This is a genomic window from Erysipelothrix amsterdamensis (assembly GCF_940143175.1).
GTDB lineage: Bacteria > Bacillota_I > Bacilli_A > Erysipelotrichales > Erysipelotrichaceae > Erysipelothrix > Erysipelothrix amsterdamensis.
The window spans coordinates 15,802-29,171 of sequence record NZ_OW659496.1; the positions used below are offsets into that span (position 1 = coordinate 15,802).

The following is a 13,370-nucleotide window of genomic DNA, read 5'->3' on the forward strand; positions in this document are numbered from 1 at the left end:
CGATGTTTTTATTTTCTCTTTGGTTAACGTGTTGGTTCCGAACTTTCAAGTTCTGCTTTAATGATTGTACGGTTAACGCTGTAATCATTCGCTTCGGTACATGTTACAAGTGTAAGTGTAGCGCCGCGAGATTCATCGTCATTAAGTACTGAAGTATCAGTATAAGGAACTTCAAAGTTATCGTAAACCTTATAAATATAAGTAGTGTTATCTTCTTTACGGTGCAATTTAATCGTGTCGCCTTTTTCTATCTTCTCGAAATCACGGAAGACACAGCTTGCGCAACGACCATTATGTCCTGCTATCGAGAAGTTTCCTTCTCCTGGAGGGTCTATTGACCGATTCCAGGCAACAACATAACGGTTGAGATAACCCCAGTCGTCAGATTTAACAATCAAATGGTTGATATCAAGTTTCTCAATCTCAATAGATCCCCACTTGTCTGTTTCTTGTTTTGAAGGACCATCAGAATCATCTTGAGGTAGGGGAGCATTAAGAAAATCTTGTAATTCTCGTTTGAGCGCTTCACGTTCAAGATAAGAAGAACCGACATCATAAATGATTATTCCCAATCCTGCGAGGATCATCATAATTCCTAAAAAACCAAACAAATTAAATTTTTTCTTTTTCTTAGTATTGTTTTCCATAATTATCCACCTTAAATACATTATATAGATTGTAAATCAGAATATCAATATAAGGCCCTCCATGATATAATGAGATAAAGGTGATAATATGTCGTATCAATCGTTATATCGTAAGTATAGACCTGCACATCTTGACGAAGTTGTGGGGCAAGAACATGTCGTTAATGTATTAAAAAATTCGATTACCAAAAATAAGATATCACATGCATATCTTTTTTGTGGTCCACGTGGAACCGGAAAAACTTCCATTGCGAAATTATTTGCACGTGCAGTGAATTGTGAGAATCCAGACCAGGTAATCTGCGGAACCTGTGATAATTGTATGGCTGTAGCTGATGGAACACATCCAGACCTCATCGAAATCGATGCTGCAAGTAATAACGGTGTAGAAGAGATTCGGGGTCTTATCGAAAAAGTGAAATATACTCCGATCCTTGGGAAATATAAAGTCTATATCATTGATGAGGTTCATATGCTCTCACAAGGTGCTTTTAATGCACTTCTTAAAACATTAGAAGAGCCACCAAGTCATGTTGTCTTTATCTTAGCTACTACTGAAATACATAAAGTATTACCAACGATCATTTCACGTTGTCAGCGTTATGATTTTAATCGTATTGGTGAAGCAGATATCGCGAAGCGATTGGATTATGTTCTCAATAATGAAAATGTAGTGGCGGAACAAGGTGTTTCAAAGCTTATTGCAAGTTTATCAGGTGGTGGTCTTAGAAATGCCTTAACAATCCTAGAACAAGCGATTGTACTCGCTGATGATCAAATTACGGTAACTCAAATTTATGATACCAATGGCATTATTACAGACGAAGATAAGATCAACTTATTTAACAGCATTCGCGAACAACAAATGGAAGCACTTGTTAGTCAAATTGCGATGATGAACGAAAAAAGCGTTAATATAGATCGTTTAATGATGGATTTAGTTAGTGGATTGAAAGATTCGATTATCTACTCGCATACGAAATCAGATACGCTTGTGAATGAGAATAGTTTAATGTTTATTCACTATCTCGCAGAGACTCTAGAAGTTCATGAACGTTTGAAAGTAATTGAAAAATTATTAAGTTATACTGACAAAATGAAATTTTCTCAGAATCAAGCAACTTATTTTGAAGTTGCGATGGTCGATGTCTTTAACTCATTCAGCAATCATAAAGTGAATTTAAATCAACAAATTGAACCGACAATGACTGCAGAACAGATTTATCGAGCAGAAAACAACATTAAGCCGCAGAAACCAAAAACGTCAACTCAAATTGAAGCAATCAATAAACCCGCTGTTGAAGACGGTGTTTCCTTCGAAACAGAAAATGATCTAGACGTCATAGAAGAAGAAATTGTTATTGAATCAGAGGTATTGAGTGAAGTGCCAAATGAACAATCTGAATCCTTTTTAACAGTCGACGATGTTGTTCGTTATATGGTAACGGCTGATAAAGCCATTCGCATACAAGATGATGCATCGTATCAAGAAATAGATCGCTTTAAAGTAGATTTAAAGTGGGCACGTGCAAGCCGATTAATAAGCGGTGGTAAATTGGTATTAAGCAGTCATTTCTTTGCTGTTATTGCACTCGTAAATGAGGCTGCAGTGAGAGAAGTTGCTGAATTAAGAAATCAAACTGAATTACACAGTTTCTCTAAAGTTCTCTTTGGTGGTGAAAAACAAATCTTAGCCATTACACAAGAAATGTATTCTGAAGCAGTTTCTAAATTCCTGGTGCTTTCAAAAGAAAACAACTTACCGGAGCCTGTGCAACCAAAAGTCTTTAACAATACATCGCAAGTTGATGAACATGAAGAAAAAGATGAAAGTCTCGAAAAGGTAAAAGAACTTTTTGGAGGCATTGTTGAAATAATAGAATCGTAGGTGTGAATAGATGTATCCTAAAAAACTAGAACAATTAATTGAGTCGTTTACGATGCTTCCTGGGGTCGGTCAAAAGACGGCTGAGCGCTATGCATTGAGTATCTTGGATCAACAAGCCCAAGATGTTGATAAATTCTCACAGGATCTAACAATCGCACGTCACGAAATTCAATCGTGTAAGGTTTGCCACAATCTTTCGGACGAGGAGGTTTGTCAGATATGTAAGGATAACACGCGTGATCGTTCCATCATCTGTGTAGTTGCTACCGCAAAAGAAGCGTTCTCAATCGAAAAAATGAATGAATATCATGGCGTCTATCATGTATTGGGTGGATTAATCTCTACTCAGAAAGGAATTCTTCCTGACAATTTAAATATATTATCTCTCATTAATCGTGTCGATGAGAATGTTACTGAAGTTATTTTGGCTCTTAATGCGACGGTTGAGGGAGAAATGACATCGCTCTATCTCGCAAAAAAACTAGAGGACAAGACGGATGTTTCACGTTTAGCATTTGGTTTGCCAATTGGTGGGCATTTAGATTATGCAGACGATATGACACTAATGAAAGCTTTTGAGGGTCGAAATAAAGTTAAATAGGAGGTCCATATGAGCTCAATAGCGTATATTTCCGATGAAAAGATGGTTGAATATCATCGAATTAATGGAAATCAAACTGTGAATTTTTGGAGATTAAGTCTTAAAGGATTCGAGCGGTTTGATGTTGGTGACTTACTTTTTTTCTTAGACAAACGTTATATCCATCCTCAAACGAAAGAAAAAGGGATTATTGGTTATGGACGCGCAAAAAACATCCGTACGATGAGCGTTAGACGAACAAGGGATCAATACGGAACCATGAACGGATATACCGCTTATGATATGTTTGAAGATGCTATTTTAAACAGGACCAAAGATAATAAATTACCGAAACAAATACAAAGTATTGAACTCGAAGATATTAAGTTCTTCGCGGCTCCCATCTATTTACATGAAGTAGACTTTAAACTTACGAAGCGTCTCGAATCGTTTACCTATCTTGAAGATGAGGAACACAGTATTGTGTTAAATTTACTGAACAAAGGACTGGAAATAGGCATTGATGAGTGGTTTACTAAAGTTCATAAACACGCATTAAGTGTGAAAAACATCAAAGAAGATATCGATCACCAACGGTTAAGAGATGTAATCGCAAGTATACGCGCGGAATGGACTCAGATACAAGAAACTATGATTCCTTCTAATGAAGAAATATACAAAATAGGCTCTATTGGATATACATATAACGGAAACAAAGAAGCATCCATTCTATTGCCTTGTTCTTCACTTAAAAACCAGATATATCCGTTGTTGGGTATTTCCTGGGTAATAAAAAAAGAACTCGATGATTTCAAGTTCTCTATTTCAATATGTATTAAGAATCAAAGTGTTTCACAACCCTACGAAGATCTTATTCAGCGGATGAATTTAGGGCTCGTAGATATTTAGGTTTTGAGGCTTTATATTGAATTCCTAGGGATTTAAGCGTATCAAGGTAATGTGGGTACGCTTTTTCATTGCTTTCATGGAGTTCATATTCCAATTCGAAATCAGAACCATTTAAGAAACGGGTATAGTCTAAACACCACACACCATAGGTATCTGAATATTCATATCGAACCGTATTACTAAATGCGATGACTTCCATTTCATTCACGTCAATTGATTTTGTGTTCAAAAAATCAATGATTCGTTCATCCATAAGTGACTTTTCATTTAAGGTAACCTCATATTCCAATACACCTTCTTCTTGTGGTACCTTTAATGTGAATTCGTAAGTACTTCCAATTGTGCGAATACGACACATGGAATGTTGTTTAAATAATGAACCTTGAGGCGTATCATAATAAGTATTCTCTTGATACTTTGGATCATTAAAAGGGAAAGAATCTAAAAGAAGATTAAATTCATCCTGTGTAAGTTGCGTTTTATATTCAATTTCGAGATGTTGTTTCATACATCTATGGTACAATAAGTTCAAAGGAAAAGGAAGTGGATTATGAAACGTTTCACACTTGTTCAACGTGGTGATGCTGCGTCACAAGGTATTTGCATGAAGATACGCGATGCGCTTGTGGAAAATAATTTTGTATTTGATTCTGAAAATCCCGAACTCATTATATGTGTTGGAGGAGATGGAACACTCTTAAAAGCGTTTCATGATTGGATCCATATAATTGATGACGTAGCTTTCGTAGGAATTCATTCAGGAACCCTTGGTTTTTCTACGGACTATACAAAAGATTGCGTTGATCAATTCATTAAGGATGTCGTACATAATGAGCCTGTTATTGAAGAAAAACGTATTCTTGAAGCGCTCTGTATCAATGATACTCGAGAAATTCATGTCTGTGCTTTAAATGAAATACGTGTTGAGAATATCGTTAAAACACAAGCTTTAGAGATTTATATTGATGATTGCTATTTCGAAACCTTTAGAGGTAATGGTGTTTGTATCTCAGGTCAGTATGGATCTACGGCGTATAATCGTTCTATAGGAGGTGCAGTAATTTTTCCAGGATTGGACTTATTACAACTTACCGAAATATCGGGAATTCATCATCGTTATGCACGCAGTTTGGATTCGCCCTTAATCATGCAACCTGATTCAAAGATTATTTTAAAAAGTGATTCGTTTGATCACGCTCTATTATGTTATGACCACTTACATGAACATCTAGATGGCATTCATGAGATTAGAATATCGAGTTATCCCAAAGTAATGCGCTTTGCTCGTTTCAATGATATTCCACACATTCAACGGTTAAATGCATTGTTTTAGAATGAAAAGAAGGTATGACAATTAAGTCACACCTTCTTTTTTAATGTTTATGTAGATTGACGGTTTCACTATACATATGCAGTGCAACAGCAATCGGTATCATATAGGATACTAATGATGATCCCCCATACGATATAAAGGGGAGCGTAATTCCTGTAATTGGAAGAATACCAAGAATCATACCTATATTCTGTAAATCTTGGAATACAATCATACCAATAATCCCCATCATCATATACCGCTCTTTTGATAAATTACTTCTTAATGTATTAACTACAAGTTTAATATCAAAAGCAAACGATAAGATAACGACCAATGAAGCACCCAGGAATCCAAAGTTTTGCGAAATAACTGCGAAAATAAAATCGGTTTGGGGTTCAGGGAATTGTGCAATTACAGATCCTAAGGGATGTCCTGTTAGTCCAGCAGTCCCAAGAGAAAGCAATGCTTGGAAGAGTTGATATCCATAAGACTGTGGATATTTCTCATAATCCAGCCAACCGTAGAAGCGGGTAAGACGGTAATGGGTTGCTCCACCACCAAGAATGGTATTTAGCAATTCTTGATTATTATAGTAGAGCCACACGATACCAAGTAGAAGTCCAAGAGCAAGCCCTACAATAACAATAAACCACTCTCTTCGAACACCGGACAAGAAGAACATTGTAGCAAGACTGACAAGAATTACGATTGGTACACCCGTATCGGGTTGGAAAAATATAAGAATAAAAGGTGGAAGAACATACTTAATCATTTTATAGATTAATTCAAAATCACTTTTGAATGAATATTCTGTTTTTAAAGTGTTATGGTCATGAATTGTATTGGCTGTTTTGATTACGAGTACGATTTTCATAAATTCACTCGGTTGGAAGGAACCAATACCAGGAATAGAATACCAAGCATGTGTACCGTTTATTTCAGCGGCAAAGGGTATATGAATCCCAAAGCGTGAAGAGAGTACCCGTGCTATGACGAGACCGAGTAGACATACCATCAAAATCCAATAGGCAATGTCCACTGCAGTGAAGATACGGTCGACACCGATTTTGAGGAGAAAAGCAACGACTCCAAGACCAACGACAATCCAACTAATCTGCTTAATGACTAAATTGACCCCGCCATCTTGGTTCATAAGTGGTGCTGCAAGATGAATTGCAACGAGGCTTATTCCAAAAAGTGCAAAGAGCAAGACAATTAAAGTCACATCAAGGGTGAAGTGTCGTTTGCTTTCATTTATAAATTTGTTCATCGTGCCTCCTTTTGCGAATGAATGTAATAGTGTATAATAGAATGGAAAAGTTAGAGGTGCTCAAAATGAATCGTCTTCAGACATATTATGAACAGTTACAACTCCCATTGAAATCATTATTCTTGGGTTGTTTCTTGATTACAATCGGTTCTATTATAGCAAACCCATATATCGTAATGATATTTAAATTTAACAGTCCACTATTTGTTACAGCATCGAAATTGTTGTTGTATGCTGGTGGTATCATTTTATCATATTTTCCACTGTATGTTTTTATTAAATTGTTAACGCATCGAAATGATGAAACCAATGTTGTGGTTACAGGATTCATTTCATATTTAGTATTTTTAGTTGTGATGACCTTGTTGTCACCAACGACTTCACCTAAAGCTGCGTATTCAGACATTCTAAACATTACAATTGGAAACGAAACATATGGTTTGTTTAAAACAGGAATTTTTGGCTTCTTAGCCGTATTATTAGTGGTTCGATATAGTTATCGAAGCCATAAAGAAACGACGGGATTTTCTCAAGTTTCTTATTTAGACAGAGATACAATTAAATTAGTAAATTCGATTATTGGTTCAGCAATCGTAGGGGCGATTTTTGCATATGGATGGCCTATGTTTGTTGATGGAATATACAATGCATTGAAATTTATCTCTTCGGATTCACATAATCCTATGAGTCTCTTTGCCTATGGAGGCTTAGAACGTCTTTTAACACTCGGTAATATTCAAACAATGATGCATCAGGAAATCTGGTTGGGGTCATTGGGTGGATCATGGATGAATATCGGTGGAGAAACGTTTGTCGGAGATGCTAATATATGGACTGCTCAACTTAAAGAGGGCCTAAATATGATTAGTGGTGCTGGACGCTATACAAGTGCATATTATGTACTTAATTTATTTGCGATTCCAGGTTATCTTCTTGCAGTAATTTCAACAATCTCAAATAAAAAAGTTTTAAAGAAGAATATTTCACTCTTTATTATTGTAATTTTAACATCAATGCTTGGCGGTATTATTTTCCCAGTTGAATTATTAATGCTCTTAACAAGTCCGATTCTGTATTTCTTCCATCTCTTTATGACCGCATTTATTTATGCGATTCTTGTAGGTTTTGGAGCAACTGTCGGTTTCTCTTATTTGGGATCATTAACAAGTGCAACACCCGGTAACCTCATTGACTTTATTGGGCTTATGAGAAATACAGTCATGTTTAATAAAATTATGATTATTCTATTAGTTGGTATTATTACATTTATTATTTACTTTGCAATGACCCGTTTCTACTATAGTAGAATGGCAATTGATGTCTTAAATGTTGGAAGTAAAAAAGAACGTGTTAATGATTTCATTGAACGACTTGGTGGGCTTGAAAATATTGAAGCAATATCAAGTACACCAACTCATATACATGTTGCATTGCGTGATCGTGATGAATTAAATGTTTCGGGGTTACACCGTCAAGGTGTTACGCGTATCGTTGAAACACGACAAGGATTTACACTTTCCGTTGGATCTTCATCGTATATGTTACAACGTGCTGTAAATCGTCATCTTGATGCACTCCCTAAAGAGGAAATTGAAGAATGACTAAAGCAACATTAACACCAATGCTACAACAATATATGGACATAAAGAAAAACACCAATGATGCGTTGGTGTTTTATCGCTTGGGAGACTTCTATGAATTGTTCTTTGAAGATGCAATTACCGCATCGAAAGTCTTGGATCTTGTCTTAACCGCACGATCAGCAGGTAAAGATCAAAAAGCGCCTATGTGTGGTGTTCCACATCATGCAGCCCAAGGTTATATTCAAAAATTAGTAGCAGCTGGCTATAAAGTAGCGATAGTAGAGCAAGTTGAAGACCCTAAGGAAGCGAAGGGAATTGTAAGACGAGATGTAGTTGAGATAGTTACTCCAGGTACTTATTTTGAGATGGATGATAACGAAACACGAGAGATTGCTTCAATTACGCTTGATTTGGTTTATGCAACGATTGTAAGTTGTGATATTGTTTCGGGTAATTTACGCGCAATTCGTGTCATGAATGATTTCGTCGAAATTATAAAAGTGCTCCAACAGTTTCAAGTTAAAGAAATTGTCGTTTCAGAACATTTTGATGCTAAGATTATCAATGAAATTAAAAATAAAACTGAAATATATGTCTCATATCAAGAAGAATTGGCAGAGGATATCCAACATCAAGACCCTACAATCCGCAAAACACAGGCGCGCTTAATTCAATATCTCATTTATACACATAAACGAAGTCTGAATCATCTGTCTGATGTTGTCGTTTTAAATGATGAAGCATATTTACGTATGGATTATGCAACTATGACGAATCTGGAACTCATTGATCATCAAAAAGGTAAAGAATTATCACTATTTCACTTTATTAATCGTACAAAGACAAACATGGGGGCACGTGCACTTAAAGAAATGTTGATGCAGCCATTGGTTAATGTTGAATCGATTGAGAAACGTCATCTACAAATAGAGACACTTATTGAAGATTATTTGCTTGCAGATTCATTGAGTCAAAGTTTAAAAGAAACCTATGATATTCATCGTGTTATCGCCCGTTTATCAACTGCTAAACATAATGCTCAAGACCTTGTGCGCTTGAAAAAGACATTAGGTACATTTAAACGGATGCAAGAAACTGTTGATGGCATCAATTGTTTTAGTTTTATGCTTGTTGAACCACTTTTAGATGTATATCAATTATTGGATTCACATATATTAGATGATGCTCCTGTTGCACTCAAAGAAGGTAGAACTTTTAAACAAGGGATTCATACCGAATTGGACGAGTTATTAGAACTTTCAAAAAACGGAAGAAAATGGCTGGTCAATTTTGAGGCGGAACAACGTGAAAAAACGGGTATAAAAAACCTAAAAGTTGGTTACACCCGAGCATTTGGATATTATATCGAAATTACTAAAGGTCAAGTCGAGAATGTTCGAGATGATTTTGGTTATATTCGAAAGCAAACCTTGACGAATGCAGAGCGATACATCAGTGAAGCATTACAAGAATATGAACTTAAGACAAGCCAAGCGAGTGAACGTATTTTGGAAATAGAGCATGAACTTTTCGATAAAGTGACACATTATATTTCCCAATATACTTCGGAAATTCATAATATTGGTTCAGCAATCGCACTGATGGATGCCTTATTATCACTCTCTGAGATTTCATCTTTACCTGGATATCAAAGACCTCAGTTTGTTTCGGGAAGTGTTTTAGATATTAAAAATGGAAAGCATCCCGTATTAGAGTCTACACTTAAAGATCATCAATATATCGCAAGTGATGTATTGATGGACACAAGTCGAAATACTTTAATCTTAACGGGACCCAATATGGGTGGTAAAAGTACTTATATGAGAATGGTTGCACTTAATGTTATTTTGGCGCAGATTGGATGTTATGTTCCTTGTGAAACAATGACATTAAGTCTTGTTGATCAAATCTTTACAAGGATGGGTGCAAGTGATGATATTCTTATGGGTCAATCTACTTTTATGGTAGAAATGATGGAGGCTCAGGCTGCTTTATCTCGTGCTACGAAGCATTCGTTAGTTCTTTTTGATGAAATTGGACGTGGTACTTCGACTTATGATGGAATGGCACTGGCGCAAGCGATTATCGAGTATATTAATAATTCGATTCAGAGTCGTACGATTTTTTCCACACACTATCATGAATTGGTGACATTGGAATCAATGTATGATGGCATTAAAAATATTCACGTGGAAGTTCACGAAGAAAATGATGATGTAACATTCTTATACAAAGTAATTGATGGACGTGCAGATAAATCATATGGGATAAATGTAGCACGGTTGGCGCATCTGCCACAAAGTATCATCGAGCGTGCAAAACATAACCTTGAGATTCTTGAGTTATCAAAAAGTCGCTTAGATATTGATTCAAAAGTTTTAACCGTGGAAATTGAACCGCAAGGTTATAGTGTTGTTAAAAATAAATTGCAGAGCCTGGATGTGAATCAATTAACACCAATTGAAGCACTCATGGTTCTTTCTGAATTAAAATCAATCATTGAGGACAAAGGCAATGAATAAAATCAAAGTACTGGATACACATCTAACAAATATGATTGCTGCTGGTGAAGTCGTAGAACGACCAGCCGGAATTATCAAAGAACTTGTAGAAAATTCAATTGATGCGAATGCTACAAGTATTGAAGTGCGCATTGTTGAAGGTGGAATGGGATTAATTGAAGTAAGTGATAATGGTGAGGGCATGAGTGGTGAAGATTTATCTCAAGCCTTTGAACGTCATTCAACGTCTAAAATTAAAAGCGTGCTCGACCTAAATGCGATTTCATCATTTGGATTTCGAGGTGAAGCCTTGCCGTCGATTGCATCTGTAAGCCATGTTGAGGCAATCTCGAATGATGGCGTCGAAGGACATCGAATGATCATCGATAATGGAGTTAAAAAGATAAAAGAGAGAGCAGCTCGCAATCAAGGCACAACAATCTCTGTTTCGAGTCTCTTTCTTAAAACACCAGCACGATTAAAACATATTAAAAATGTTCATTATGAAACGTCAATTGTACTCGATACAATTCAAAAGTTTGCGATGGGTAATCCTCAAATATCATTCACACTTTATAATGAGGACAAAGTAAGTTTTAGAAGTTATGGAAGAAATGACCTTGCAGATGTTTTTCATCGTGTTTACGGTGCACAAGTAACCCAAGATACACAGCTATTTAGTGCAGAGAATTATGATTTTAAAATTGATGGTATTATGGCTCTTCCACAACACAACCGAGCGAATCGATATTCAATTTGGCTGTATATTAACAATCGCATGATTCGTTTTCCTAAGATACAGAAGGCGATTGTTGATGGATATCGACGTCATATGCCTACTGATCGCTATCCGATTGTCGTGATGAATATCCATGTTGATCCTCAACTAGTAGATGTGAACGTTCACCCAAGTAAATGGGAAATTCGTTTATCTAAAGATAATGTTTTGGTTGAACTTATTCAGGATTGTTTTTTATCAATTCTAGATAAAAATATGCGTCCTCAACGCGTAACATTTCCAAGTCCTGTTCCCGTTCAGACCGATATAAAAGAAGCTCTACTCGGTGAACCAATGCCACGATTTGAACCGCTCATTGAAGAACCAAAGAAAATATATGTAACTGATTATATGCCTGATTCATTACCAATTTCAGATTTTAAACCGCGTGAAATTGAACCTCAATTGGAATCAGAAAAAATTGAACCTCTTACTGTTTTATCACAGATGAGCGGATGTTATATTCTGGCTCAAGGAGATAAGGGACTCTATATTATTGATCAACATGCAGCGATGGAACGTGTTCGTTATGAGTACTACCAAAACAAAATGCTTAATCAAAATAATCCAACGCAAGATTTTTTAATTCCATTAATTATTGAAGGACGCAAACCCATAATCGGTCGTGTTAATGAAATTAACCAAATACTCAAAGAATTTCAGCTTGAATTAGAAGTTTTTGGAGAAGATGCGTTTGTTTTAAGAAGTACGCCTTTATGGATTGAAGAAAAAGTTGTTTCAGAATTTATTCATGAAGTTTTAGATATGTTTGAAGATGAGCGAACAATTCGAGAAGAAGATTTACGTCGTAATGTACTTGCAACCTTAGCCTGTCATTCTTCAGTACGATTTAATGAGTACATGTCAATGGATGAGATGACTGAGTTGGTTCGACAACTTAGAGCCTGTGAACAACCTTTTAATTGTCCACATGGACGACCAACCTTTATTACAGTTGAGCACAAACAACTCATCAAGGAGTTCAAACGATGAAAAAAGTAATTGTCATTGCAGGTGTTACTGCTTCGGGGAAATCCAGTCTCGCAGTTTCATTAGCAAAAAAAATTAATGGAGAAATTATTAGTGCTGACTCTGTCGCGGTTTATAAGGAATTGAATATTGGTAGTGCTAAACCAACCGTTGAAGAACAAGATGGTATTGTTCATCATTTAATAGATATTGTTTCAATTACGGATTCCTATCATGTTGCACGATTTCAAAAAGAAGCGCGCGAGGCAATCGATTTAATCGTAAGTAAGGGTAAAACTCCCATTGTAGTTGGGGGAACTGGTCTGTACATTAATGCTTTACTCAATGACTACAGATTTAACGAAGAACGAGAGTTACCTCAAATTGATGCGTCCTTATCCAATCAAGAATTAATGCAAGAACTCATAGAACTTGATCCCGTAACAGCTGAAAATATACATGTAAACAATCGTAAGCGCCTCATTCGTTCATTACAAATGGTAAAAGGGATGAATTTACCCAAGTCAGATGTTAATGAAAATAAAGGAAAAACGCGTCTTTATGATGCACGTGTATATTTTCTACAAGGTGAACGCGCCAAACTGTATGAGCGTATCAATAAGCGGGTAGATATCATGATGGATCAAGGGCTTCTGGATGAAGTGAGTAAACTGAGAACAGAACATCAGGATTTATTTTCACTCCAAAGTATGCAATCAATCGGTTACCGTGAGTTTGATGAGTATTTCCAGGGGAATAACTCAATTGATGAAGTTCAAGAACTGATAAAGACTAATACGAGAAGACTTGCGAAACGTCAAATTACATGGTTTAAACATCAAACCGAAAGTATTTGGATTGACGTATTTAACGAAGATCCTCTTGAATTTGTACTAAGTGATCTAGAGAAGTGGTAAACCCACTTTTTTT

11 protein-coding genes are annotated in these 13,370 nt (G+C 36.1%); 8 read left to right on the forward strand and 3 right to left on the reverse strand.

Annotated elements, in window-relative coordinates:
• Nucleotides 1–23: 23 nt before the first annotated feature.
• On the reverse strand, nt 24–647 hold the full coding sequence (locus NMG63_RS00070; protein ID WP_003774146.1) for a sortase: 624 nt from the start codon (nt 645–647) through the stop codon (nt 24–26).
• Between the two features lie 88 nt (nt 648–735).
• Between NMG63_RS00070 and dnaX the strand changes: the two genes are divergently transcribed.
• From dnaX to NMG63_RS00085, 3 genes are read left to right on the forward strand one after another with little or no spacing between them, the layout of a single operon-like run.
• The gene (dnaX, locus tag NMG63_RS00075; RefSeq protein ID WP_254007061.1) at nt 736–2,535 is read left to right on the forward strand and encodes a DNA polymerase III subunit gamma/tau; all 1,800 of its coding nucleotides are present in this window, start codon (nt 736–738) and stop codon (nt 2,533–2,535) included.
• 10 nt (nt 2,536–2,545) lie between these two features.
• Nucleotides 2,546–3,136, forward strand: coding sequence for a recombination mediator RecR (recR, locus tag NMG63_RS00080; RefSeq protein ID WP_254007062.1), 591 nt, complete (start codon nt 2,546–2,548; stop codon nt 3,134–3,136).
• Nucleotides 3,137–3,145: 9 nt separating this feature from the next.
• Nucleotides 3,146–4,024, forward strand: a complete 879-nt coding sequence (locus tag NMG63_RS00085) for a hypothetical protein (RefSeq protein WP_254007063.1) — start codon at nt 3,146–3,148, stop codon at nt 4,022–4,024.
• On the opposite strand, the gene NMG63_RS00090 is transcribed toward NMG63_RS00085, so the two are convergent.
• Nucleotides 3,987–4,532 carry a CYTH domain-containing protein gene (locus NMG63_RS00090; RefSeq protein WP_254007064.1) on the reverse strand — a complete coding sequence of 182 codons (546 nt, stop codon included), beginning with the start codon at nt 4,530–4,532 and terminating at the stop codon, nt 3,987–3,989. The genes NMG63_RS00085 and NMG63_RS00090 overlap by 38 nt on opposite strands.
• Nucleotides 4,533–4,574: 42 nt before the next feature.
• Here NMG63_RS00090 and NMG63_RS00095 point away from each other — a divergent pair, with 42 nt between their 5' ends.
• Nucleotides 4,575–5,357: an NAD kinase gene (locus tag NMG63_RS00095; protein WP_254007065.1), complete on the forward strand. Its 783-nt coding sequence runs from the start codon at nt 4,575–4,577 to the stop codon at nt 5,355–5,357.
• A 40-nt stretch (nt 5,358–5,397) separates the two neighbouring features.
• Here NMG63_RS00095 and NMG63_RS00100 read toward each other — a convergent pair whose 3' ends face one another.
• Entirely contained in the window at nt 5,398–6,609 is a 1,212-nt protein-coding gene (locus tag NMG63_RS00100; RefSeq protein ID WP_254007066.1) for an FtsW/RodA/SpoVE family cell cycle protein, read from the reverse strand.
• A gap of 65 nt (nt 6,610–6,674) precedes the next feature.
• Here NMG63_RS00100 and NMG63_RS00105 point away from each other — a divergent pair, with 65 nt between their 5' ends.
• From NMG63_RS00105 to miaA, 4 genes are read left to right on the forward strand one after another with little or no spacing between them, the layout of a single operon-like run.
• Nucleotides 6,675–8,210 (forward strand): PTS transporter subunit EIIC, encoded by a 1,536-nt coding sequence (locus tag NMG63_RS00105; RefSeq protein ID WP_254007067.1) that lies wholly within the window; start codon nt 6,675–6,677, stop codon nt 8,208–8,210.
• Nucleotides 8,207–10,714 carry a DNA mismatch repair protein MutS gene (gene mutS / locus NMG63_RS00110; RefSeq protein WP_254007068.1) on the forward strand — a complete coding sequence of 836 codons (2,508 nt, stop codon included), beginning with the start codon at nt 8,207–8,209 and terminating at the stop codon, nt 10,712–10,714. The genes NMG63_RS00105 and mutS overlap by 4 nt, the downstream gene beginning before the upstream one ends.
• Nucleotides 10,707–12,464: a DNA mismatch repair endonuclease MutL gene (mutL, locus tag NMG63_RS00115; RefSeq protein ID WP_254007069.1), complete on the forward strand. Its 1,758-nt coding sequence runs from the start codon at nt 10,707–10,709 to the stop codon at nt 12,462–12,464. Before mutS ends, mutL begins: the two co-directional genes overlap by 8 nt.
• Entirely contained in the window at nt 12,461–13,357 is an 897-nt protein-coding gene (gene miaA / locus NMG63_RS00120; RefSeq protein WP_254007070.1) for a tRNA (adenosine(37)-N6)-dimethylallyltransferase MiaA, read from the forward strand. Before mutL ends, miaA begins: the two co-directional genes overlap by 4 nt.
• Nucleotides 13,358–13,370: the final 13 nt, after the last annotated feature.

Coding starts and splice junctions, on each gene's coding strand:
- NMG63_RS00070 (WP_003774146.1), bottom strand. CDS start 647: ATGGAAAACAATACTAAGAAAAAGAAAAAATTTAATTTGTTTGGTTTT.
- dnaX (WP_254007061.1), top strand. CDS start 736: ATGTCGTATCAATCGTTATATCGTAAGTATAGACCTGCACATCTTGAC.
- recR (WP_254007062.1), top strand. CDS start 2,546: ATGTATCCTAAAAAACTAGAACAATTAATTGAGTCGTTTACGATGCTT.
- NMG63_RS00085 (WP_254007063.1), top strand. CDS start 3,146: ATGAGCTCAATAGCGTATATTTCCGATGAAAAGATGGTTGAATATCAT.
- NMG63_RS00090 (WP_254007064.1), bottom strand. CDS start 4,532: ATGAAACAACATCTCGAAATTGAATATAAAACGCAACTTACACAGGAT.
- NMG63_RS00095 (WP_254007065.1), top strand. CDS start 4,575: ATGAAACGTTTCACACTTGTTCAACGTGGTGATGCTGCGTCACAAGGT.
- NMG63_RS00100 (WP_254007066.1), bottom strand. CDS start 6,609: ATGAACAAATTTATAAATGAAAGCAAACGACACTTCACCCTTGATGTG.
- NMG63_RS00105 (WP_254007067.1), top strand. CDS start 6,675: ATGAATCGTCTTCAGACATATTATGAACAGTTACAACTCCCATTGAAA.
- mutS (WP_254007068.1), top strand. CDS start 8,207: ATGACTAAAGCAACATTAACACCAATGCTACAACAATATATGGACATA.
- mutL (WP_254007069.1), top strand. CDS start 10,707: ATGAATAAAATCAAAGTACTGGATACACATCTAACAAATATGATTGCT.
- miaA (WP_254007070.1), top strand. CDS start 12,461: ATGAAAAAAGTAATTGTCATTGCAGGTGTTACTGCTTCGGGGAAATCC.